At 65.2% G+C, this 22283-nt stretch carries 21 protein-coding genes; 12 read left to right on the top strand and 9 right to left on the bottom strand.

Features of this window, described 5'->3' with window-relative positions:
- Positions 1–65 precede the first annotated feature (65 nt).
- The 5 genes from LG367_RS08455 to miaB form a co-directional block, all read right to left on the bottom strand.
- Positions 66–2138 carry a hypothetical protein gene (locus LG367_RS08455; RefSeq protein WP_226468807.1) on the bottom strand — a complete coding sequence of 691 codons (2073 nt, stop codon included), beginning with the start codon at positions 2136–2138 and terminating at the stop codon, positions 66–68.
- A gap of 29 nt (positions 2139–2167) precedes the next feature.
- A complete protein-coding gene (locus LG367_RS08450) occupies positions 2168–5017 on the bottom strand; it encodes a TonB-dependent siderophore receptor (protein WP_226468806.1) in 2850 nt (949 codons plus the stop codon).
- Positions 5018–5126: 109 nt separating this feature from the next.
- Positions 5127–6131 carry a FecR family protein gene (locus LG367_RS08445; protein WP_226468805.1) on the bottom strand — a complete coding sequence of 335 codons (1005 nt, stop codon included), beginning with the start codon at positions 6129–6131 and terminating at the stop codon, positions 5127–5129.
- Positions 6128–6736, bottom strand: coding sequence for an RNA polymerase sigma factor (locus tag LG367_RS08440; protein ID WP_226468804.1), 609 nt, complete (start codon positions 6734–6736; stop codon positions 6128–6130). The genes LG367_RS08445 and LG367_RS08440 overlap by 4 nt, the downstream gene beginning before the upstream one ends.
- A 159-nt stretch (positions 6737–6895) precedes the next feature.
- Positions 6896–8284 (bottom strand): tRNA (N6-isopentenyl adenosine(37)-C2)-methylthiotransferase MiaB, encoded by a 1389-nt coding sequence (gene miaB / locus LG367_RS08435; RefSeq protein WP_226468803.1) that lies wholly within the window; start codon positions 8282–8284, stop codon positions 6896–6898.
- 169 nt (positions 8285–8453) lie between these two features.
- Between miaB and LG367_RS08430 the strand changes: the two genes are divergently transcribed.
- The 7 genes from LG367_RS08430 (at position 8454) to LG367_RS08400 (ending at position 13905) form a co-directional block, all read left to right on the top strand.
- Positions 8454–9422: a lytic transglycosylase domain-containing protein gene (locus LG367_RS08430; RefSeq protein ID WP_226468802.1), complete on the top strand. Its 969-nt coding sequence runs from the start codon at positions 8454–8456 to the stop codon at positions 9420–9422.
- Positions 9423–9440: 18 nt separating this feature from the next.
- On the top strand, positions 9441–9632 hold the full coding sequence (locus tag LG367_RS08425; RefSeq protein WP_226468801.1) for a hypothetical protein: 192 nt from the start codon (positions 9441–9443) through the stop codon (positions 9630–9632).
- Between the two features lie 160 nt (positions 9633–9792).
- Entirely contained in the window at positions 9793–10437 is a 645-nt protein-coding gene (gene petA, locus LG367_RS08420) for a ubiquinol-cytochrome c reductase iron-sulfur subunit (RefSeq protein WP_226468800.1), read from the top strand.
- 3 nt (positions 10438–10440) lie between these two features.
- Positions 10441–11712, top strand: coding sequence for a cytochrome b (locus LG367_RS08415; RefSeq protein ID WP_226468799.1), 1272 nt, complete (start codon positions 10441–10443; stop codon positions 11710–11712).
- 7 nt (positions 11713–11719) lie between these two features.
- Positions 11720–12460, top strand: a complete 741-nt coding sequence (locus LG367_RS08410; RefSeq protein WP_425490944.1) for a cytochrome c1 — start codon at positions 11720–11722, stop codon at positions 12458–12460.
- A gap of 204 nt (positions 12461–12664) precedes the next feature.
- Complete coding sequence (locus LG367_RS08405) at positions 12665–13300, top strand: glutathione S-transferase N-terminal domain-containing protein (RefSeq protein ID WP_226469252.1); 636 nt, start codon at positions 12665–12667, stop codon at positions 13298–13300.
- Positions 13301–13440: 140 nt separating this feature from the next.
- Positions 13441–13905 carry a ClpXP protease specificity-enhancing factor gene (locus LG367_RS08400; protein ID WP_226468797.1) on the top strand — a complete coding sequence of 155 codons (465 nt, stop codon included), beginning with the start codon at positions 13441–13443 and terminating at the stop codon, positions 13903–13905.
- A 54-nt stretch (positions 13906–13959) separates the two neighbouring features.
- Here LG367_RS08400 and LG367_RS08395 read toward each other — a convergent pair whose 3' ends face one another.
- From LG367_RS08395 to LG367_RS08385, 3 genes are read right to left on the bottom strand one after another with little or no spacing between them, the layout of a single operon-like run.
- Positions 13960–14286, bottom strand: coding sequence for a DUF3301 domain-containing protein (locus LG367_RS08395; protein WP_226468796.1), 327 nt, complete (start codon positions 14284–14286; stop codon positions 13960–13962).
- A gap of 10 nt (positions 14287–14296) precedes the next feature.
- Positions 14297–15175 (bottom strand): carboxylating nicotinate-nucleotide diphosphorylase, encoded by an 879-nt coding sequence (gene nadC, locus LG367_RS08390; RefSeq protein ID WP_226468795.1) that lies wholly within the window; start codon positions 15173–15175, stop codon positions 14297–14299.
- A gap of 10 nt (positions 15176–15185) precedes the next feature.
- On the bottom strand, positions 15186–15455 hold the full coding sequence (locus LG367_RS08385) for a Trm112 family protein (RefSeq protein ID WP_226468794.1): 270 nt from the start codon (positions 15453–15455) through the stop codon (positions 15186–15188).
- A 68-nt stretch (positions 15456–15523) separates the two neighbouring features.
- On the opposite strand from LG367_RS08385, the gene purE reads away from it, so the two are divergent.
- The 5 genes from purE (at position 15524) to prpC (ending at position 21528) form a co-directional block, all read left to right on the top strand.
- Positions 15524–16045 carry a 5-(carboxyamino)imidazole ribonucleotide mutase gene (gene purE, locus LG367_RS08380; protein ID WP_226468793.1) on the top strand — a complete coding sequence of 174 codons (522 nt, stop codon included), beginning with the start codon at positions 15524–15526 and terminating at the stop codon, positions 16043–16045.
- On the top strand, positions 16042–17190 hold the full coding sequence (locus tag LG367_RS08375; RefSeq protein ID WP_226468792.1) for a 5-(carboxyamino)imidazole ribonucleotide synthase: 1149 nt from the start codon (positions 16042–16044) through the stop codon (positions 17188–17190). Before purE ends, LG367_RS08375 begins: the two co-directional genes overlap by 4 nt.
- Positions 17191–17407: 217 nt before the next feature.
- Positions 17408–19297, top strand: coding sequence for a propionate--CoA ligase (prpE, locus tag LG367_RS08370; RefSeq protein ID WP_226468791.1), 1890 nt, complete (start codon positions 17408–17410; stop codon positions 19295–19297).
- 120 nt (positions 19298–19417) lie between these two features.
- A complete protein-coding gene (gene prpB / locus LG367_RS08365; RefSeq protein WP_226468790.1) occupies positions 19418–20302 on the top strand; it encodes a methylisocitrate lyase in 885 nt (294 codons plus the stop codon).
- Between the two features lie 74 nt (positions 20303–20376).
- Positions 20377–21528, top strand: a complete 1152-nt coding sequence (prpC, locus tag LG367_RS08360) for a bifunctional 2-methylcitrate synthase/citrate synthase (protein WP_226468789.1) — start codon at positions 20377–20379, stop codon at positions 21526–21528.
- A 146-nt stretch (positions 21529–21674) separates the two neighbouring features.
- Here prpC and LG367_RS08355 read toward each other — a convergent pair whose 3' ends face one another.
- Entirely contained in the window at positions 21675–22136 is a 462-nt protein-coding gene (locus tag LG367_RS08355) for a cell wall hydrolase (protein WP_226468788.1), read from the bottom strand.
- Positions 22137–22283 lie beyond the last annotated feature (147 nt).

Below are 22283 nucleotides of genomic sequence, written 5' to 3'. Positions count from 1 at the left end.
CTGATTCTGATGATCTGACCTGGTGATCAGCCGCTCATGCGAACGGCTTCGATCAATGGCCGGCGCTATCGCGGTGCCGGCGGTTTCAGGGCCAGGAAGACCGTGCTCCACAACTGCGCGGCGTTGGATTCGTCTTGATCGCCGCCGCGCTGGCCAAATGGCTCGACACGATAGCGGCCGTCGGCATAGGACCACGACCACAGTTCGGAAGTGCGTACATCGTGCGCGGCCTCGATCGCCGACCACAGTCGCGTGCGTGCGTCGGTGAGGCGTGCGCGTGTCGTTTCGGGCAGATCGTTACGCTGCAGTTGCCGATCGAGGCCCGCGGCCAGAACCGCTTGCTGCCAGGCCCAGACCACCGTGCCGTGATAAGCGTTGCGGCCGAGCAGGCTTTGGATGTGCGCGTCGGCATAGGCGGGATTCGCGACCAGCAGACCGATGTCGGTCATCAGGCCAGCAGGGAACGGACGCATCAGCGCCTGCACGGAGCGTTCCAGGGCCGGTGCCGGAGGATCGAGGAACAGCAGGTCGAAGCCATCGTCGGAATGCAGCACCGGGATCGCACGTGCTTTGGCGTCGATCGCGATTGCGTTGAATTGCAGTGCGCCCTTCGGCAATGACGCGAGTGCCGATGCCGGATCCACGCCTTGGGCTTTGGCATAGTCGGAGACTGCGCTGCGCGCGCGTTTGGCATTGATCTCGAAGACGAACAATGGCGGCGCGGCGCGCAGCCAGACGCTCGCGGATTGATCGGCGTTGGCGAGTGTGTTGTCCTGCTGCGGCATGAGGTAGGGCTTCAGCAATCCGGCGGCGCGCAGTCGCGCGATCGACGACAGCGCCGCTGGCACGAGAACCGCATTAACGTCGTAGGGATAACGGCCGCCGGCCAAGCCATCTTGGCTGTCGCGCCACTGGCCGGTGTTCTTTCCTGATTTCAATGCGATCAGGTGGTTTGCTTTCTGTTCGCGCGTGAACGGCGCCGCCGCCGCCGTCACCCAGGCGAAATTGCGCGCCAGCGCGTCGCCGAAATGCTCGCCGGTGCCGGTCTTGCGCGCCAGGAAAGCGACCGCGCGGGTGCGGCCTTGCGGGTGATCGAGCAGGTACGAGGCCGCCACCGGCGCGAGCATGAAATCATCATCGATCATGTTGTAGTCGTAGACCGGCGCGTCGCCGGTGCCGCCTTCCTGACGATGCCGCAGCACGGCGAATTCGCCAATGTCCTCCTCGTGCGCGACTTCACCGTCGGCATTCAAGCGTTCCAGCACCGAACCGAGACCGGCTTCGGCGGCCTCGGGAGCAAGCGCGGGCAGAAGCAGGCGCATCGACATCAGCGTGTCGCGGCCGAAGTAGGTGTCGAAGCGCCAGGAGCCGGCGAGGAATTTTTCCTGGTAGCTGAGGAAGGTCAGCGCGTCGCGGCTGCGGGTGTCGTTCGCGGCCGCTTCCGTCAGCAGTTGTGACGAGGACAGTGGCGTCAGCGGTGTTTCGCCGGTGAGCGCGGTGATTCGCAGCCGCAGTGGCCGATTGCGTGGCGCCGTGATCGCGATCGAACTGTTCTGCTGCTTGACGGACTCATGGGCGATCTCGCCAGCCAGCACCTCGACCGAAAGCGCATAGCCCGGTGCGCCATCCAGCCGCGGCCGCGCCCAGCGCAGACTGCGTGATTTCACCTGAGGCTTCGTCGCGACTGCGTCCGGGCGCGTGCCGAGGACTTGGTAGTCGCGCAGCACGCGCACGCTGCCCAGCACCGCTTCCCGTGGTACCAGCCGTGACGCGTTGGTTTCGACTTCCGCCTCGATCCCGCGCAATATCCGGCCTTGTGGATCGCGCCGTGTGATGCCGCGAGGCTCGCCGCGCAAACGCCATTCGACCGGTGCCGAGGTGGGGGCGAACCACAATCCGACACCGCTGTTGCCGGCGGGGAAGGCCACCAATGCGCGCGGTTGCCGTCCTGAACTCAAAAGCAGATGCGCGGCGATCGGCCCTTGCCGGTAGAAGGCATTGAGGATGTCGCCTTCACGAATGGTGAAGCGCAGCGTTTCATCCGTTGTCGTGCGTGCCGCGCCATCGGCGGGTGATGGCGCGCAATTGGCGGCAAGGGAGACGCAAGCAAACACGGCTACGGCCAACAGCCTGCCCATGATCGAATATCGCATGCTCATACGTCGCATCAGAAGTTGTAGGTGACGCTGAACACCAGGTTGCGCCCCACGATCGGACGTGCGTAGAAGAAATCCGAGACCGCCGGATTCTCCGAGAATCCAGAACGCGGATTGCCCTCGGTCAGGCCGATCTCGTTGGTGATGTTGTCGATGCTGGCCTGCAGCTGCCACTGCTTGGTCGGGTTGTAGATCACGCCCGCGCTCCACACGCCGTAACTCGGCAGTTCCAGTGTGTTGGCGATGTCCGAGTAGATCTTGTCGAGGTAGTGGTAGGACACATAGACCTCGCCGCGATCGTTCGGAAACAGGAAGCTCGGCGTCACCGTGACGTTCAGCGGCGGCGTGCGTTCGGGCTTGTTACCATCGAACGCGCTGGCGAAGCCGCTGTTCTGGTCGTTAGTGATCTCCACTTCGGACTTCTGCGCCACGCCGGTGGCCTGCAACTGAAACCAGTCGACCGGCTTCCACAGCAGGTCGAATTCAACGCCGGTGGAGACGATGTCGGAATAGAACCGCACTTCGGTCGATCCGCCGGGCGGCAGGCGCGAGAACAGGAAATCCTTGTAGGTGGTGCGAAAGCCAGTCAGCGACGCGCTCACGACATCGTTCTGGAAGCGCAAGCCGATTTCGCCGAAGTCGATTTTCACCGGATCAAAGCGGCCGTTGGCCTGGAAGCCGCGGGCGTAGCGTGCATACAGGGAGAAGTTGTTGGTGATGAGGTAAGTGCCGCCGACGGTCGCCGCGGTCTCGGTGAAGCCGGCGTTGTAGCGGTTGTACTGACCGGTGAAGGCGCCACCGCCGAACTGCGCGAGATAGTTGTTGGCGATGATGTTGTCCACGTCATTGCCGCTGGCATCGAATGCGCCGTCGATCGGCATCATCGGTGTCGAGATGCCTTCGTAGAAGGTGATGTCGTATTTCTCCACCCGAACGCCGCCGTCGATGCGCAACCGGTCGGTGACGTGGAATTCGTCGTTGAGGTAGAGCGAGTAGGAGTCGGCCGTGTAGTGGGTGTTGGAGTCGCCCCAGTTGCTGTAGTTGAGCAGGCCGTTCTCGGTCAGGGAGCCGACCACGTTGCCGTTGGCGTCCAGCGCGACGATGTCCATCCGATCGGGATGATTTTTCACCTCGCTGACGAAGCTCGACGCGCCAATGTTGGAATCCTTGGCGCGCGTATGGAAATAGAGCAGGCCGACGGTGAACGCATTGCGGTCGGTTTCCCAGGTGAGGCTGGCGTCGTTGACGAACTCCTTCACTTCCTTGCGGTTGTTGCCGGTGATGCTGTGGGTCACCAGGCCGTTGCCATTGAGGGCATTGAGCGCGTCGGCGCCGGAAATGACTTCGCCGGTGGACACGCGCCGCAATCCGGCGCTGACCGCGCCCTGTGGCCCGAAGCGATTCATCATCAGCGCGACGTCGCTGAAATTGGCCGGATCGAGCCGGTAGGTCGCCGGCACCAGCGAGTTGTTGTCGCTGCTGAACACCGAATTGAAGTTGTTCTTGAAGTCGGTGTAGCGGCCTTTGCTGCGGAAGGTAAGGGTGTCGGTCAGGTCGTATTCGAAGTGGTAGCCCGGCGCGAAGGCGACCGTTTCGACACCGTCGCGCAGATCGTGCCGTTGCAGTTGCCGGCCGGAATAGGGTGATGTGCGCACGTTCATGATCATGTTGTCGCGACTGATCATGGTGCCGTCGTTGGCGTCGAGGCCCGGAACGCTGCGCGGATTGCGTGGGTCCTGCAGCGGAATCGGCAGCAGGAAGGTGTTGTGGTCGTTGACGAGCTTGAGATTGAAGCCGAACTCACCGCGATCGAAGATGCGGCCAATGGTGGCGCGGAAGATGCCGCCGTGATCGCCGGTGAAGCCGTTGTCGCGGATGCTGTCGGAATGGCGGAAGAAGCCGCCGATGCTGTAGCTCCATTCGTCGTTGATCGGACCGCCTTGCCACAAATCCACGCGTGCGGTGCCGAAGTCGGAGCCGGTCACGCGGATCGACCCAGCCGGTTCCGGCCCGGGCTTGCGGGTGATGAAGTTGATGTTGGCGCCCGCGCCGTTGACGGTGAGGATGCCAGAGGTGCCGCCGCGCACCGCTTCCAGGCGATCGATGAAGAGTTCCTGCTTGAGGATGGTGTCCGACAGCGCATCGGTATAGAAGATTGGCAGGCCATCCTCGGACAGCTGCACGAATTGTTGGCCGCCACCGGGCATGCCGCGCACGGAGAAGTTGTTCGAGATTTCGCCGCCGGTGCCTTCCACGAAGATGCCGGGCACCAGCTCCAGCGCCTGCGCCGTGCTGCGTGGCGCTTTGCGGTCGAGCGCTTGACGATCGGCGACGGTGATCGCGGACGAGGATTCGAGCACGGTGCGATGTCGCGCGGTGGTGCCGGTGGCCACGACGCGCTCGAGCAATTTTGGTTCCTGTCCGCCCGGAGGCGCCTGCGCGGGCGTGGCCGTCGATAACTGCTGGGACTGCGCGGGATTGGGACGCGTTGAATTGGAATCGGTGATCGTGACGACGCCGTTGCCGGCGGGCCGCACCGTCAGACCGGTCCCCGCGAGCAACCGTTGCAGGCCTTCCCCGGCGTTGAAACTGCCGTTGAGCGCCGCGTTGCGCCGGCCGCTTACCAAGGCTTCGTCGAAGACGAGCTGTTGTCCGGTGATCTGGCCGAATTGACGAAGCGCCGCGCCGAGTTCCTGCGCGGGGATGTCGAACGCGAAGGTCGCATTGCCGGCCTGCGCGGTTTGCGTGTCGGCCGTCTGCGCATCGGCCACGGTCGGCGCCGAGGTCAGGATCGCCGCCAGAGCGTAGGCGAGGGCGGTGTTGCGGTACGGAAATGTCCGGTACTGAAAAGTCTTGACCACGTGGTTTCTCCTCCCGTCCGCCGCAAGTGTCGCGACGGTTTCGATAGAGGTAGTACGCATGAATGCGGAAAACCCTCACTTGGCGCTGACGGCAATTTTGACCGGGTTCTCAGTGCGAGCGGGATTCGAGCACGATCGCGTCATCGCCGCGGTTCGCCCGCAAGGGAAATGCCGAGGTGACGCCAGCGACGAAGGCGGGCGTATCACCGGCCTTGAAGACGCCGCTGATGCGGATGCGTGATGCGGCCGTGTCGCCGATGCGCAGGGTCTGCCGCGAATAGCGGTTCACGCGCGCCACCGCGAGGTCGAGCGATTCGTCGCGGAACACCAGCAGCCCGCGTTCCCACGCGCGGGCGTTGCCTGTGTCCACGCGCGCGATGCGTGTGTCACGCGTGGCGTCTGATGAGGCGATCAGTTCCTGGCCGGGAGTCAGCGTGCGGTTGTGATTGGCATCCGTGTGGGCGATGCCGCTCGCGGCCACGCCGTTGTCCGCCACCTCGACGCGGCCTTCGTACAGCACCACGCGCAGCTGTCGCGGCAGCCGTTCGACGCTGAAGCGGGTGCCGGTCGCGATCACCGTGCTGTCGCCGGCGCTGACCGAGAACGGGCGTGAAGGATCCTTGGCGACCGCGAATGTCGCGCGGCCGTATTCCAGCCGCAGGTCCCGCCGCTGCGCGCGGATGCGCACTTCCACGCGCGTTGCCGCGTCCAGCAGCAGGGTCGATCCGTCCGCGAGAGTGACGCTGGTGCGCTCGCCGATGCCGGTCTGGTAGACGCGCGGCATCCACCACCACCAGACGAGGCCAACTGCGAGCAGGCAGCAGGCGGCCGTGGCGAGCATGGCCGTTCTGCGGCGCGCGCGGCGGCTGGCGTGCGCGTCCTCGAGGGCGGCGCGACGCAATGCCTGCATCCGCGGATGCGTTGGCTGTTCGCCCGTGATGCGCCAGGCGCGCTGCGCGGCAGTCAGCAGATCGTGATGCTGCGGATCGGCGTCGAGCCAGGCTTGCAGATCGGCCTGTTCGTTTGCCGACAACTCGCCTTCGGCCAGGCGCAGGCACCAGGCGCTGGCACGCTCGAGACTGTCGCGATCGGATGGGCCTTCTGTTCGTTTCACACGTACTCCCTCAGTCGGGAGGTCAGATGCGCCATCGCCCGCAGCAGGTGTTTCTGCACCGCGCTGACGGAGATGCCGTAGAGCTGGGCGATCTCGGCCTGTTTCATGTGTTCCAGCCGGAACAGCAGGAAGATCGCCCGTGTCTTCGACGGGAGTTCGTCCAGTGCTTCGGCGACTTCATCCAGCGCCTGACGGCCGGCCACGACGCGCGGCGGTTCCAGCGCCTCGACATTCGCGCTTTCGTCCAGTGCCAGGTGCGCGCGGTGCAGCGAGCGCACCTTCTCGCGACGTTGGCGATCGCGCAGCAGGTTCGCCGCGGTCTGGAACACGTAGCCGTCGACGCCGATCGTCGCGCCCTCGCGCGAAGCGGCGAGATTGGCGAACACTTCCTGGGTGAGGTCTTCGGCTTCGCTCGGGTCCGGCACGCGGCGCAGGAAGAAGGACATCAACGCGGGCCGGTAGCGCTGATCAAGTCTGACCAGCACGGTCTCGCGTTCGGATCGCGCGACGGGTTCCGCGCGTGCTTGCGTCTTGCTCGCCACCATCGGGGCGGAACCATAGCGCAGATGCGCGATGAAGCCTCGCTGCAGCGCAGCGCGTTTCATCTGGCGAGGCGCCAGATGAAACCCCAAAGTTGGTGGAAGCAAGCTTTGGGCCCCAGCGCATTGCTTCCAAATCCTGCGGCTTCGCCGCGCCCCCTTACTAAAGGGCTCTTCTCCGTGAAGAGAAAGAATGTGTAGAGGCTTAGGTCGTGTCGCAGCGGTTTATGCGATCGTTGCGATGCGACCACGCAGCGAATTGGTCAATGCCTCGGTGATGACCACATCGACGAACTGACCGACCAGCCGCGCGGGTGCGGGAAAATTCACCGAGCGCATGTTCTCGGTCTTGCCGGTGAGTTCGTTCGGATTCTTCTTCGACGGGCCTTCCACCAATACCGATTGCACGCTGCCGACCATCGTGCGCGAGATGCCGGCGGAATAGTCGTTGATGTGTGCCTGCAGGCGCGACAGGCGCGCGTGCTTCTCGGTATCGGAGACGTTGTCCTCGAGATCGGCCGCGGGCGTGCCGGGACGACGCGAGTAGATGAAGGAGAAGGACTGGTCGAAGCCGACGTCCTCGATCAGTTTCATGGTCTTCTCGAAATCGGCCTCGGTCTCGCCGGGGAAACCGACGATGAAGTCGGAGGAGATCGAGATGTCCGGCCGCACCGCGCGCAGCTTGCGGAGCTTCTGCTTGAATTCGAGCGCGGTGTAGCCGCGCTTCATCGCCGCGAGGATGCGGTCGCTGCCGGACTGCACGGGCAGGTGCAGGTAATTGGCCAGCTGCGGCACGTCGCGGTAGGCCTCGATCAGCGAATCGGAGAATTCCAGCGGATGCGAGGTGGTGAAGCGGATGCGGCCGATGCCTTCGATCTCGGCGATGGCGCGGATCAGCAGGCCGAGATCAGCCACTTCGCCTTCACCGTAAGGGCCGCGGTATGCGTTGACGTTCTGCCCGAGCAGATTCACTTCGCGCACGCCCTTCGCGGCGAGCTGCGCCACTTCGACCAGCACGTCCTCGAACGGCCTGCTGACTTCCTCGCCGCGCGTGTAGGGCACCACGCAGAAGCTGCAGTACTTGCTGCAGCCTTCCATGATCGAGACGAAGGCGCTCGGGCCTTCGGCGCGCGGCTCGGGCAGGCGGTCGAACTTCTCGATCTCGGGGAAGCTGATGTCCACCTGCGGCCGGCCGGAAACGCGGCGGGCGCGGATCAGTTCCGGCAGGCGGTGCAGGGTTTGCGGGCCGAACACCAGGTCGACGTAGGGCGCGCGCTTGACGATGGCATCGCCCTCCTGCGAGGCGACGCAGCCGCCGACGCCGATGATCACCGGCTTGCCGTCGGCTTTCAGGCGCTTCCAGCGGCCGAGCTGGCTGAATACCTTCTCCTGCGCCTTTTCGCGGATCGAGCAGGTGTTGACGAGGACGACGTCGGCTTCCTCGACGTTGTCGGTGAGTTCGAGCCCGTCGCTGGCGGCGAGGACGTCGGCCATCTTGGCCGAGTCGTACTCGTTCATCTGGCAGCCGTGGGTCTGGATGAACAGCTTGCCCTTGGAGGGAACGGGGGAGGCTGCGGAAACGGGCTCGGCGCCCGTAAGGAGGGTTTCAGTCATGGCGGTTCCGGGGCGCGGAGGTGATTCCGGGCCGGATAGCTGGTGGGCGGCCATTATCCCCATGGAGGACGCCGGTTTGAACCCATGCGGGCGCCCGAGCCGCGACCGCCTGCTCCATTCACCAATCAAGGACTTGGCAACCAGCGGCGAACACGGGACACTCGGCCGGATGAAGGGGGCTCTGGGACTGTCGGCGATTCTGTGGCTGCTTGCGGCCGCGCCGGCCTTTGCCGCCGGAACCATCTACCGCTGCGAAAGCGCCGCCGGCCTCACCTACGGCAGCAAGCGCGTGCCTGGGGCGACCTGCAAGGCGATCGCGTCGGCGGCGCCGAGTCCGCGCCGGAAGACGGCTTCGATCGAGCCCAAGCCCGTCGCCACACCCGCGCCGGCGGCCGGGGCCGTCATCGCCTCGAATGCTGTGCCGGGCTCGCCCGCGAATCTGGACGCCAACCCGCCAGCCACGTTCATGGGCGGCGGCGCGACCGCGTCTCCGGCGCCGCCCGCTTCCGCGGCCCCGCTTCCCGCACCGCTTCCGTTGCAGAAGCGGGGGCAGACCCGGGTCGTCCAGGGCCAGCTCTACTCCTATATCAAGGATGGCGTGCGCCATTACGTCAGCAAGCCGCCCAAGGGGCTCGCCGGCGCCACCGCGATGCGGACCATCCGCTACAAGTTCATCGAGACCTGCTTCGCCTGCGCTCCCGATCCGGGCGTGAACTTCAATACGCTGAGCCTGAACACCTCCGCCTATGCCGCCGAAATCAGCGCCGCGGCGCGCCAGTACGGTGTGGAGGAGGCGGTCGTGCGCGCGATCATTCATGCCGAATCGGCGTTCAACCCGAGCGCGCTCTCGCGCGTGGGCGCGCAGGGGCTGATGCAGCTGATGCCGGCGACGGCGCGGCGTTTCGGCGTCTCCAATGCCTTCGATGTCGCGCAGAACATCCAGGGCGGCGTGCAGTACCTGGCCTGGCTGCTGAAGCGCTTCAACGGCGATCTCACCCTGGCCGCGGCCGGCTACAACGCCGGCGAGGGCGCGGTCGACCGCTATGGCGGCGTGCCGCCGTACAGCGAAACCCAGCGCTACGTGCAGCGCGTCGCCATCCTCGCGCAGCGCTATCGGGGCGGTTTGACCAAACAGTAATCGACCGGGGCGAGGGGAATGATCAGGCGTCTGATCGGATTCGCCGCGGTGGCGGGTGGTTTTTATTTGTTCTCGCAGGCGTCGTGGGAAATCGGCGCGGTGTTGCTGCTGCTGGGCGTCGTCCTGGTCTTCGACAGCAGCCGCCTCGAGTTTTCCGGCGGCGATGGCGGCTCGGATGGTGGCGACGGCGGTGGAGGCGGGGGCGATTGACCCGTCGCGATGCGCCGGAATTCCCGCGCGAAGGTCCGAAGCATTGTCGGCCGATTCAGCGTTCCGTTACACTTTGTCGTCTTTTGCGGCCGTTCCGGAGTCGGAACCGGCTCGCGGCAGCCAGTAAGTATCAGCTACCGAACGTTTTGCGGAGTGCCGGATGGCCAATGAAGCAGTTCTTGACCCTGGTGAAGGTGGAGGGACGGTCGATCACGGCCGCCGCCGCTTCCTGACCGCGACCACCGCTGTGGTGGGCGCTGTTGGTGCAGGGTTCGTCGCAGTCCCGTTCATCAAGTCCTGGAATCCGAGCGAACGCGCCAAATTGGCCGGCGCGCCCGTTACCGTGGACATCACCGCGCTGGCCGAGGGCCAGCGTCTGGTCGATGAATGGCGTGGTCAGCCGATCTGGATCGTGAAGCGCTCCAAGCAGGTGCTCGACATCCTGCCGACGCTCGATCCGCGCCTGGCCGATCCCAAGTCGACCACGGATCAGCAGCCCGAGTACGTCCGCGAGGCGAACCCGGAGCTGCGCTCGATCAAGCCGGAAATCTCGGTCCTGGTCGGCCTGTGTACTCATCTGGGCTGCGCGCCGGAGCTGAAGGCCGAAATCCGGCCGGAACCCTTCGATCCGGAATGGAAGGGCGGCTACTTCTGCCCCTGCCACAAATCGCGCTTCGACATGGCCGGCCGCGTGTTCGCGGGCGTGCCGGCGCCGATCAACCTGCTGGTGCCGCCGCACCACTACCAGGACGACAACACCATCGTCATCGGCGTTGATCCCTCGAACGGCAAGGGGGCCGCGTAAGCCATGTCGAACGTGATCGTCCGTACCGCCAACAACGTGTTCGACTGGGTGAATGCGCGCGCGCCGGCATTGATGCCGATGTACCGCAAGCACATGAGCGAGTACTACGCGCCGAAGAACTTCAACTTCTGGTACTACATGGGCTCGCTGGCCCTGCTGGTGCTGGTCAACCAGATCGTCACCGGCATCTTCCTGACGATGCACTTCAAACCGAGCGCGGCGGAAGCCTTCTCCTCGGTCGAGTACATCATGCGCGACGTGGAGTGGGGCTGGCTGATCCGCTACATGCACTCCACCGGCGCCTCGCTGTTCTTCATCGTCGTCTACCTGCACATGTTCCGCGGGCTGATGTACGGCAGCTATCAGAAGCCGCGCGAGCTGGTGTGGATTCTCGGCATGCTGATCTATCTGGTGCTGATGGCCGAAGCCTTCATGGGCTACGTGCTGCCGTGGGGCCAGATGTCGTTCTGGGGCGCGAAGGTGATCATCTCGCTGTTCGGCGCGATCCCGGTGATCGGCAACGGCCTGACCGAATGGATCATGGGCGACTACCTGCCCGCCGACGCCACTCTCAACCGCTTCTTCGCCCTGCACGTGATCGCGCTGCCGCTGGTGCTGCTGCTGCTGGTGGTGCTGCACCTGGGCGCGCTGCACGAGGTCGGTTCCAACAATCCGGAAGGCGTCGATATCAAGCACGGCCCGAAGGGCAACCGCTGGTCGAAGACCGCGCCGGCCGACGGTATCCCGTTCCATCCGTACTACACGGTGAAGGACACCTTCGGCGTCGGCTTCTTCCTGGTCATCGCCGCCTTCATCATCTTCTTCGCGCCGACCTTCGGCGGCTGGTTCCTCGAGCACGACAACTTCACCGAGGCCAACCGTCTGGTGACGCCGGAGCACATCAAGCCGGTGTGGTACTTCACCCCGTACTACGCGATGTTGCGCGTGGTGCCGTCGTTCTTCGCCATCAAGCTCTGGGGCGTGCTGGTGATGTTCGCGGCGATCGCGGTGCTGTTCCTGGTGCCGTGGCTGGACAAGAGCCCGGTGAGGTCGTTCAAGTCGCGCGGCAAGCTGTCCTGGCTGATGCTCGGTATCTTCGCCGTGTCGTTCGTGTGGCTGGGCAAGATCGGCGCTGGTCCCGGTACCGATCCGGTCGAGACCATCATCGGTCGCGTCCTCACGTTCCTGTACTTCGTTTTCTTCATCACGATGCCGCTGTGGACCAAGGCGGACAAGACCAAGCCGGTGCCGGAACGGGTGACGATGCATGACTAAGAACGCTATGCGGAATCTCGCCCGGAAATTCGCCGCTGTCACCGCCGGCCTGCTGATCTCCTTCGGGGCCTTCGCTTCGGAAGGCGGCGGCCTGCTGCAGTCGGGTACCGACATCGGCGATCGCGCATCGCTGCAGCGCGGCGCCAAGCTGTACATGAACTACTGCTCCGGCTGCCATTCGCTGAAGTATCTGCGCTACTCGCGCATCGCCACCGATCTCGGTCTGACCGAGGACGAGGTGATGAACAACCTCAACTTCACCGGCGCCAAGTTCGGCGAGCAGATCCAGGTGTCGTTGACCGAGGATCATGCCAAGCAGTGGTTCGGCAAGATGCCGCCGGATCTGAGCGTGATCTCGCGCGTGCGCGGCAGCGACTGGATCTACACCTATCTGAAGTCGTTCTATCAGGACCCGTCGCGCCCGCTCGGCTGGAACAACACCGTGTTCCCGAACGCGTCGATGCCCAACCCGCTGTGGGAAATGCAGGGCCTGCAGCGTCCGGTCTACGGCAAGAAGGATGCGGCCGGCGATGCGCCGGTCGAGCATCTGGAGCTGGCGCAGCCGGGCACGCAGAACGAAGTCGAGTTCAACCAGACCGTTCGCGACATCACCACTTTCCTCGAGTACGCCGGCGAGCCCGCCGCGCTCAAGCGCCAGAGCCTTGGCGTCTGGGTGATCCTGTTCCTGGCGTTCTTCACGTTCCTCGCCTGGCTCTTGAAGAAGGAATACTGGAAAGACGTGCACTGAGGTGAAGGGCGTTTCCAGGAATGGAATGCCGCCCCACGCGGCGCTTCTTGGAAAGTTCGCGCATCGCGGCCGCGTCGTCGGCGCGGCGGGGCGCGCGGACTCTTGCGGAAGGATCCGCAGACCGGGGGAACCGTGGCGACCGTCTGCGAGGGGCAGGCGGCGTTGGTACGGCTGGCGGATTCCGGCCGTTGGAGAATGCCCATGATGGCGACGAGTCCGCGTATGCGTAATGCCCTGACCCTGTTTTCCTCTGTCGACGACGTGTTGTGCCATCGGGCCCGGCTGGTACTGGCCGCGAAGGGCGTCACCTACGATCTGATCGCGGTGGACCCGCAGAGTCCGCCGGAGGATCTGATCGACCTCAACCCCTATCACTCGGTGCCGACCCTGGTCGAGCGCGACCTCGTCCTGTACGCGGCCAGCGTGGTCAGCGAATACCTCGACGAGCGTTATCCGCATCCGCCGCTGATGCCGGTCGATCCGCTTTCCCGCGCGCGCCTGCGCCTGGCGATGCTGCGCATCGAGCACGACTGGGTGCCGCAGGTGCAGGCGATCCAACTCGGCAACAAGCAGCAGGCCGAAGCCGGCCGCAAGCGCTTGAAAGAACTGCTCACCGCGGCGGTTCCGTTGTTCAAGGCCAGCAAGTTCTTCCTCAATCCGGAAATGAGCCTCGCCGACTGCGCGATGGCGCCGATCATCTGGCGCCTGCAATCGCTCGACATCCCGCTGCCGAAGGACGGCAAGGCGATCGAGGACTACGGCAACCGCATCTTCCGCAATCCCGGATTCGTGCGCAGCCTCACACCGCAGGAAAAGAGCCTGCGCGAAATCCCGGCGTGAAGCCCGGAATCTGGAATCGTTAAAACCGAGAGAAGATTCGCCGGAAAATCGTCATTCCGGCAAGAATCGAATCCTGTTTCACCGTTGTTTTTGACTCGCCCGGATTCCCCATTTCCGACTCCCGGCTTTACACTGGCGCCATGAGCGATGCGCCCCTCGTGATGACCAGCCATCGTCCGTACCTGCTGCGGGCGCTGTACGAATGGATCATCGACAACGGCATGACGCCGCACGTCCTCGTCGATGCCACCCAGCCCGGCGTGCGCGTGCCCGCGCACACGGTGAAGGAAGGCAAGGTGGTGCTCAACATCGCCGAGCGCGCTGTCGCCATGCTCGAGATGGACAACGAGAGCATTCGCTTCACCGCGCGTTTCGGCGGTGTCAGCCATCCGGTGGCGGTGCCGATTTCCGCCGTGCTGGCGATCTACGCGCGCGAGACGGGGCAGGGGATGGCGCTGCCGGAAGACATTCCCGGCAACGGCGACGCGCAGGGCGATGAAGAAATGCCGATCTCCGAAAGTGAAAGCGACATCGCCGACGGCCCGCCGGATGATGACGAGACGCCGCCGCCGCGTCGTGGCGGGCATTTGCGCGTGGTGAAGTAATCGGTTTGTTCGGCTTCGATTCCGTGTGAAGCCTGAGAATTTACGCCGCCCGGATCAGTTGAGACTGATCACGTTCTCCGCCTGCGTCGGCCCGCTGAAGTAGACCAGCTCGTCGCCGCGCAGAATCAGGCGGCCGACATGGCGGTCCTGCCCGTCGTACGAATATTCGAAGCGGAAGCTGCGCTCGAAACCGAGCCGCCCATCCTCGTTGCGACGCAGGCGCAGGCCGTTGGCGTGCACGGTCTGGTCGAGCAACTGCACGCCGGTGGCGCGGCAGGCGTTGCGGCCGACTTCGATGGCGCGTTCGGTCGCCGCGCGCGCCGCGTTCCAGTACGCGAATGCGGCGGCGCCGACGATCATGAGGATGACCAGGGTAGGCATGTCGGCAGGCTCAGCCGGGTGGAGGGCCGAGTTTTAGCGACAGATCGATCGCGTGCACGTGCTTGGTCAATGCACCGATCGAAATGCAGTCGACACCGTCCTCGGCGACCGGGCGAATGCTGGTCAGGTCGACACCGCCGGAAACTTCCAGCGGAATCGAACCGTTGAAAGGCGCTTCCGCCGCGATCCGCACCGCCTCACGTCGCGTGGCCGCATCGAAATCGTCGATCAGGATACGGGTGCAGCCGGCCTGCAGCGCTTCCCGCAGCTGCACCAGCGTTTCCACTTCCACGATCAGCGGCAGTGTCGGTTGCGCTTCGCGCGCCTTGTCGATCGCGGCCGTGAGCGAACCGGCGGCGCGGATGTGGTTTTCCTTCAGCATCACGGCATCGAACAGGCCGATGCGATGGTTGCTGCCGCCACCCACGCGCACCGCGTATTTCTCTGCGAGGCGCAGGCCCGGAATCGTCTTGCGCGTGTCGAGGATCTTCGCCCGCGTGCCGCGCACGGCTTCGACATACGCCGCGGTGACGGTGGCGACGCCACTAAGCGTCTGCATGAAATTCAGCGACGTGCGTTCGGCGCTGACCAGGCTGCGGGCGCGTCCGGCGAGCGTGGCCAGCACGGTGCCCTTGGCGACGCGGTCGCCTTCGGCCACGCGCCAGTCGATCTTTACCCGCGGGTCGAGCGCATGGTGACAGGCGTCGAACCAGGGACGCCCGCAGACCACGGCGTCCTCCTTGCAGAGCAGATAGGCGATGTCGTCGTGATCGGGCAGCAGCGCGGCGGTGACGTCGCCGGTGCCTAGGTCCTCGGCGAGCGCGCGGGCGACGTCGGCCTCGACGATCGCGGCCGGCGGCGGAGCGAAGCGGTTGTCGTCGGCCGTCATGTCGTCTGGGTCATGCCTTCGGGAAGTCGGAGACCTGCGCGGTCGCGATGCCTTCTTCGGCCAGCAGCACCGGAATGCCGTCGTCGATGCGGTAGACGAGCTTGCGATCGCGCGTCACCAGGGCTTCACGCAGCGCTTCGGACTGCAGGCTGTCGTCGGCCCGCTTGATGCCGCCGCCGTCGATCGTGCGGTTGAGCGCGTCCAGGCCGGCCTTGTCGAGCAGGGACAGCGACTGGCGGGTGGCCGGGCAGACGAGGATGTCGAGCAGTTTGCGATCCATGGGGGTATTGATACAGCCATCTACATCGTGGGGCCGGTAGAATACGTCTTTGCGACTGGGGACGACCAATGCCGGACCAGCCCACTGCTGCCCTCAACGCCGCCGCGCCGCTCGTCGGCCTCGTCATGGGCTCGCGCTCCGACTGGGAGACGATGCAGCACGCCGCGCAGATGCTGGAGACGCTGGGCGTCCCGTTCGAGGCGCGCGTGGTTTCGGCGCATCGGACGCCGGATGTCCTGTTCGAATACGCCGCCAGCGCGCAATCGCGTGGCTTGCGGGCGATCGTCGCCGGCGCCGGTGGCGCCGCGCATCTGCCGGGCATGCTGGCCGCCAAGACCGCCGTGCCGGTGCTGGGCGTGCCGGTGCAGTCGAAGGCGCTGAACGGGCTGGATTCGCTGCTGTCGATCGTGCAGATGCCGGCCGGCATTCCGGTCGCCACCTTCGCCATCGGCCAGGCCGGCGCGGCCAACGCGGCCCTGTTCGCCGCGGCGCTGCTGGCGGCGGATCATCCTGCGATCGGTGAAGCGCTCGCGGCGTATCGCCGCAAACAGACCGACGACGTCGCCAATAACGACGATCCGCGCAAATGACCACGGTCGGCATCCTCGGCGGCGGGCAACTGGCCCGCATGCTGGCCCTTTCCGGCGCGCCGCTGGGATTGCGCTTCCTGGCGATGGATACCGAGCCGGATGCCTGCGCGGGGCAGTTCGCGCCGCTGCTGGTAGGCGATTATCGTGACGAGAAGGCGCTGGCCGAGTTCGCCGCCGCCGTCGACGTGGCGACCTTCGATTTCGAGAACGTGCCCGCCGAAAGCGCGCGCTGGCTGGCCGAGCGCGTGCCGGTCTTCCCCAATCCGCATGCGTTGGCGGCGGCGCAGGACCGGTTGGTCGAGAAGACGCTGTTCCGCAGCCTGGGCATTCCGGTGGGCGAATTCGCGGCGGTGGATACGCGCGCGCAGCTCGACGCCGAAGTGGCTCGCATCGGCGCCCCGTGCATTCTCAAGACGCGGCGCCTGGGATACGACGGCAAGGGCCAGTTCCGCATCAAGACCGCCGCCGACATCGATGCCGCATGGGAAGCGCTGGGCGCGCAGGCGCAGACGGTGGGATTGATCGTCGAGGCGTTCATTCCCTTCGAGCGTGAATTGAGCGTGGTGGCGGTGCGCAGCCGCGCCGGCGAATTCCTGGCCTGGCCGCTGACCGAGAACTGGCACGTCGACGGTGTGCTCTCCGCCAGTCTCGCGCCCGCGCGTGCGGGCGAGGCGCTCGCTGCGCAGGCGTTCGGCCACGCGCGTGCGCTGGCGGAAGCATTGGATTACGTCGGCGTGTTCGCGCTCGAACTGTTTTGCCGGGAGGGCCAATTGCTCGCGAACGAATTGGCGCCACGCGTGCACAACTCTGGTCATTGGACCATCGAGGGCGCGGAGACTTCGCAGTTCCAGAACCATCTGCGCGCCGTGCTCGGATTGCCGATCGGCTCCACGCGCATGCGCGGGCATGCCTGCATGCTCAACTGGATCGGGGAGATGCCGGATGCTGGCGCCGTGTTGCGAGAAGCCGGCGGGCATTGGCACGATTACGGCAAATCGCCGCGCCAGGGGCGCAAGGTCGGACACGCCACGCTGCGCGCGGATTCCGTGGAAGCGCTGACACAGGCATTGCTGGCTGTCGGGACAGGGCTCGGTCGTGAATCCCAGGTCGCGCCCGTGATCGCGCGCCTGCGGGAGCATGGCTGAGTACGACCAAGGTCGTAGCGCGGGTATACGAACGTGCAGTTTAGTCTTCGTCTCTGCTGTTCCTTCTTCCTCTGGGAGAAGGTGCCCCGTAGGGGCGGATGAGGGCGGGGGAATCCCACTCGCGGTATCGTTCCCCGGCTAGTGATTTTCCCGCCCTCATCCGGCGCTGCGCGCCACCTACTCCCGGTGGGAGAAGGGAAAGAGCCGGAGACGCGCCATGCGCTACGAAGATTTCCATCGCCGCTCCATCGAGGACCCCGAGGCGTTCTGGGCCGAACAGGCGCAGGCGATCCACTGGCACAAAACGCCGGACAAGATCCTCGAATACGACAACCCGCCGTTCCGGCGCTGGTTTGCGGGCGGGGAAACCAATCTCTGCTACAACGCGGTCGATCGGCATCTGCCGGCACGGGGCGATCAGCTCGCGCTGGTGGCGATCTCCACCGAGACCGGCCTTACCCGCGAGATCACCTATCACCAGTTGCATCGCGAAGTGAACATCTTCGCCGCCGTGCTGAAGTCGCTCGATGTCGGCCGTGGCGATCGCGTGGTGATCTACATGCCGAACATCGCCGAGGCGGTGTTCGCGATGCTGGCCTGCGCGCGCATCGGTGCGGTGCATTCGGTGGTGTTCGGCGGCTTCGCCGCGCACAACCTGGCGCTGCGCATCGATGATGCGGAACCGAAACTGCTGATCGCGGCCGATGCCGGCAGCCGCGGCGGCAAGGTGATTCCGTACAAGCCGCTGGTGGATGCGGCTTGCGCGGAAGCATCGTTTCCGCCGCCGCGTGTGCTGATGGTCGATCGCGGGCTCGATCCCGATTACGCGAAAGTCGAAGGCCGCGACGTCGATTACGCAACGCTGCGAGAACGACACGCCGATGCGCAGGTGGACGTCACCTGGCTCGAATCGAACGAACCGAGCTATCTGCTCTACACCTCCGGCACCACCGGCAAGCCGAAGGGCGTGCAGCGCGATGTCGGCGGCTACGCCGTGGCATTGGCGTTGTCGATGTGGTCGATCTACGACGTGCGCGCGGGGCAGGTGATGTTCTCCACGTCCGACGTCGGCTGGGCGGTGGGTCATTCCTACAACGTCTACGGCCCGCTGATCGCGGGTGCGACCTCGATCCTCTACGAAGGTCTGCCCACGGCGCCTGATCCCGGCATCTGGTGGTCGATCTGCGAACGCTACGTCGTGCGCACCATGTTCTCCTCGCCGACCGGTATCCGCGTGCTGAAGAAGCAGGATGCGTCGTGGCTGAAGAAGCATGATCTGTCGTCATTGCAGTATCTGTTCCTCGCCGGAGAACCGCTCGACGAGCCGACCGCGCACTGGATCACCGACGGTATCGGCAAGACCATCATCGACAACTACTGGCAGACCGAAACCGGATGGCCGGTGCTTGCATTGATGCCGGGTTTGGAACTCAAGCCGGTCAAGTTCGGATCGCCGGGCTTGCCGACGCCCGGCTACAACCTGCGCGTGATCGATGAGGTGAGCGGTGAGGAAGTCGCGCCGAACCAGAAAGGCGTGCTGGTGATCGAGCCGCCGTTGCCGCCGGGCTGCATGACGACGGTCTGGCGCGACGACGCCCGCTTCGTGCGGAGCTACTTCTCGCATTTCAAGCAACTCGTCTACAGCTCGCTCGATTGGGCGATTCGCGACGAGGACGGCTACACCTTCATCCTCGGCCGCACCGACGACGTGATCAACGTGGCCGGCCATCGCCTGGGCACGCGCGAGATCGAGGAATCCGTTTCCAGCCATCCCAACGTCGCCGAAGCCGCGGTGATCGGCGTGCGCGACGAACTGAAGGGGCAGGTGCCCGTGGTGTTCGCCACGCTCAAGCAGGCGGGCATCGCGGCGACGGCCGCGGAGGAAATGCGCGATTGCGTGAGCCGGCAATTGGGCGCGTTGGCGCGACCGGCGCGCGTGTATGTGGTGGCCGCGCTGCCGAAAACGCGTTCGGGCAAGCTGCTGCGGCGTTCGCTGCAGGCATTGGCGGAACAGCGCGATCCTGGGGATCTGTCCACGCTGGACGATCCGAACGCGCTGGAGGAAGTGAAGCAGGCGCTGGCTCGGGGGGCGGACGCGGGAGGCTGAGCACCGGGTTGCCGGCACCGAGGCAGGATAGGACGCAGCATCGTCGGCTACGACGAGGCCGTCACGGGCGCGTCAGGGTAAAATGCCGCCGTCACGAGTCAATCCGTACGGAGCTCACAGATGTCCCAGTCTTCCGCCGGCGCAAGGTTCCGCGCCGCGCTTGCCGCAGAATCGCCGCTGCAGGTCATCGGCGCCATCAACGCCAATCACGCCTTGCTCGCCCAGCGCGCCGGATACCGCGCGATCTACCTGTCCGGCGGCGGCGTCGCGGCCGGTTCCCTGGGCATGCCGGACCTCGGCATCAACACGCTCGAGGATGTGCTGATCGATACGCGGCGCATCACCGACGTCTGCCCGCTGCCGCTGCTGGTCGATATCGACACCGGCTTCGGGCCGAGCGCCTTCAACATCGCGCGCACGGTGAAGTCGCTGATCAAGGCGGGCGCCGCGGCTTGTCATATCGAAGATCAGGTCGGCGCCAAGCGTTGCGGACATCGTCCCGGCAAGGAGATCGTCTCCGCCGGTGAAATGGCCGATCGCGTCAAGGCGGCCGCCGATGCCAAGACCGACGCCGATTTCTTCCTGATCGCGCGCACCGACGCCATCGCCGTCGACGGCGTGGATGCCGCGATCGAGCGCGCCATCGCCTGCGTCGAGGCCGGCGCCGACGGCATCTTCGCCGAGGCCGCATACGATCTCGACACCTATCGCCGCTTCGTCGATACGGTGAAGGTGCCGGTGCTCGCCAACATCACCGAGTTCGGCCAGACGCCGCTATTTACGCGCGAGGAACTGGCTTCGGCGGGCGTTGCCATCCAGCTGTATCCGCTGTCGGCATTCCGTGCCATGAACAAGGCCGCGGAGAACGTCTACACGGCGATCCGTCGCGACGGCCATCAGAAGAACGTGGTCGACCAGATGCAGACGCGCGAGGAACTCTACGAGCGCATCGGCTACCACGACTACGAGCGCAGACTCGACGCTCTGTTCGCCGCCAAGAAATAACAGGCCCTCCAGTTACGGCTGCTTCCTTCTTCCGAGGGAGGCGCCACCCCCTTCGCTGTTCACGGAGATATGCAATGTCCGACGCACCGAGCACCGGTTTCAAGCCGAAGAAATCCGTCGCCCTGAGCGGCACCGCCGCCGGCAACACCGCGCTGTGCACCGTCGGCCGCAGCGGCAACGATCTGCATTACCGCGGCTATGACATCCTCGACATCGCGCGCACCTGCGAGTTCGAGGAGATCGCGCATCTGCTCGTGCACGGCTCGCTGCCGACCGTGGCCGAACTGGTCGCCTACAAGGCCAAGCTGAAATCCCTGCGCGGCGTGTCCGCGGCGGTGAAGACGGCGCTGGAGCAACTGCCGCCGTCCGCGCATCCGATGGACGTGATGCGCACCGGCGTTTCCGTGCTGGGTTGCGTCTCGCCGGAGAAGGACGACCACAACCATCCCGGCGCGCGCGACATCGCCGACAAGCTGATGGCCTCGCTCGGTTCGATGCTGCTGTACTGGTATCACTACAGCCACAACGGCAAGCGCATCGAGGTGGATACCGACGACGACAGCATCGGTGGCCACTTTCTGCATCTTCTGCACGGCGAGAAGCCGCGCGAGTCGTGGGTGCGCGCGATGCACACCTCGCTGATCCTGTATGCGGAGCATGAATTCAACGCCTCCACGTTCACCGCGCGCGTGATCGCGGGCACCGGCAGCGACATGCATTCGTGCATCACCGGTGCGATCGGCGCGCTGCGCGGCCCCAAGCATGGCGGCGCCAACGAAGTTGCGTTCGAAGTGCAGAAGCGCTACGAAACGCCGGACGAGGCTGAGGCCGACATCAAGGCGCGCGTGGAGCGCAAGGAAGTGATCATCGGTTTCGGACATCCCGTCTACACGGTGAGCGATCCGCGCAATCAGGTCATCAAGGAAGTGTCGCGCGAGCTGTCGGTCGAGCAGAAGAATACGAAGATGTTCGACATCGCCGATCGTCTGGAAGCAGTGATGTGGGACATCAAGAAGATGTTCCCGAACCTCGACTGGTTCAGCGCGGTGAGCTATCACATGATGGGCGTGCCGACGGCGATGTTCACGCCGCTTTTCGTGATCGCGCGTACCAGCGGCTGGAGCGCGCATGTGATCGAGCAGCGCATCGACGGCAAGATCATTCGGCCGAGCGCGAATTACGTTGGGCCCGAGGATCGCAAGTTCGTTCCGATCGACAAGCGCTGACGGTTTCGCTCGTCATTCCCGCGCAGGCGGGAATCGCTCTTGCCTTTGTCTTGCAAAAAACAACAGGCGACGGATGGTAAGGAGCGATTCCCGCCTGCGCGGGAATGACGAACAAAGGCGAAAGACGAAAGCCTGCTTGCGCGCGATCAGCCGCGGCGCCGCGGCTTCAAGCTCTGCACCTTCAAAAAGGTGTGATCCCCAATCGTCGCCACCTGATAGGCATTGCGCCAACTCGGCGCGGCGATGTCGTGCGCCATGAAGTGGCTGGCGCCGGGCACGATCTCCTTGCGCTGGCCGGGCGGCAGGGCCCAGTTGCGTTCGGACTCGAGGGCGATGCCCACCGCCTGCGACCAGGCCTCGATGTTGCTCAGCCGTGTTCCGGCCGGCACCAGGGAGGGCGCGAATTGGCTGCGCGCGGTGACCACCTCGCACATCGACTTGCCCCACAGGCCGCTGTCCTGGCGGCGCAGGGCGACCTCGGCCACCGCCTGCTGGCCGCGGGCGGACTGGTCGCGGGCCTCCAGGTACACGGTGGTACTGAGGCAGAGGGAATCAGCGGCTTGTGGCGGCAGTACCGAAGCCAACCACAGGATCCAAGCCAGTTTCATTGAGTACTCCTTACTCCGTTGCGCCCGCGCTCCCTTCCGCCGCTGCCGTGGAGGCATCAGGGCTGGAGAAACGGGCATGGCGAATTGGGAAGTCCGCGAGCCGAGCCGCATCATCTGGGCGGCCGCCGTGGCTGCGGGCTTAACTCC

The organism is Luteimonas panaciterrae (genome assembly GCF_020511115.1).
Taxonomy (GTDB): Bacteria; Pseudomonadota; Gammaproteobacteria; order Xanthomonadales; family Xanthomonadaceae; genus Luteimonas; species Luteimonas panaciterrae.
Note: the sequence above shows the minus strand (reverse complement) of the source record. Positions and strands in the feature narration are given on the sequence as shown.

Coding starts and splice junctions, on each gene's coding strand:
- purE (WP_226468793.1), top strand. CDS start 15,524: ATGCCGGACCAGCCCACTGCTGCCCTCAACGCCGCCGCGCCGCTCGTC.
- miaB (WP_226468803.1), bottom strand. CDS start 8,284: ATGACTGAAACCCTCCTTACGGGCGCCGAGCCCGTTTCCGCAGCCTCC.
- LG367_RS08415 (WP_226468799.1), top strand. CDS start 10,441: ATGTCGAACGTGATCGTCCGTACCGCCAACAACGTGTTCGACTGGGTG.
- LG367_RS08395 (WP_226468796.1), bottom strand. CDS start 14,286: ATGCCTACCCTGGTCATCCTCATGATCGTCGGCGCCGCCGCATTCGCG.
- LG367_RS08430 (WP_226468802.1), top strand. CDS start 8,454: ATGAAGGGGGCTCTGGGACTGTCGGCGATTCTGTGGCTGCTTGCGGCC.
- LG367_RS08405 (WP_226469252.1), top strand. CDS start 12,665: ATGGCGACGAGTCCGCGTATGCGTAATGCCCTGACCCTGTTTTCCTCT.
- LG367_RS08440 (WP_226468804.1), bottom strand. CDS start 6,736: ATGAAACGCGCTGCGCTGCAGCGAGGCTTCATCGCGCATCTGCGCTAT.
- petA (WP_226468800.1), top strand. CDS start 9,793: ATGGCCAATGAAGCAGTTCTTGACCCTGGTGAAGGTGGAGGGACGGTC.
- LG367_RS08410 (WP_425490944.1), top strand. CDS start 11,720: ATGCGGAATCTCGCCCGGAAATTCGCCGCTGTCACCGCCGGCCTGCTG.
- prpE (WP_226468791.1), top strand. CDS start 17,408: ATGCGCTACGAAGATTTCCATCGCCGCTCCATCGAGGACCCCGAGGCG.
- LG367_RS08425 (WP_226468801.1), top strand. CDS start 9,441: ATGATCAGGCGTCTGATCGGATTCGCCGCGGTGGCGGGTGGTTTTTAT.
- nadC (WP_226468795.1), bottom strand. CDS start 15,175: ATGACGGCCGACGACAACCGCTTCGCTCCGCCGCCGGCCGCGATCGTC.
- prpC (WP_226468789.1), top strand. CDS start 20,377: ATGTCCGACGCACCGAGCACCGGTTTCAAGCCGAAGAAATCCGTCGCC.
- LG367_RS08375 (WP_226468792.1), top strand. CDS start 16,042: ATGACCACGGTCGGCATCCTCGGCGGCGGGCAACTGGCCCGCATGCTG.
- prpB (WP_226468790.1), top strand. CDS start 19,418: ATGTCCCAGTCTTCCGCCGGCGCAAGGTTCCGCGCCGCGCTTGCCGCA.
- LG367_RS08400 (WP_226468797.1), top strand. CDS start 13,441: ATGAGCGATGCGCCCCTCGTGATGACCAGCCATCGTCCGTACCTGCTG.
- LG367_RS08355 (WP_226468788.1), bottom strand. CDS start 22,136: ATGAAACTGGCTTGGATCCTGTGGTTGGCTTCGGTACTGCCGCCACAA.
- LG367_RS08455 (WP_226468807.1), bottom strand. CDS start 2,138: ATGGGCAGGCTGTTGGCCGTAGCCGTGTTTGCTTGCGTCTCCCTTGCC.
- LG367_RS08385 (WP_226468794.1), bottom strand. CDS start 15,455: ATGGATCGCAAACTGCTCGACATCCTCGTCTGCCCGGCCACCCGCCAG.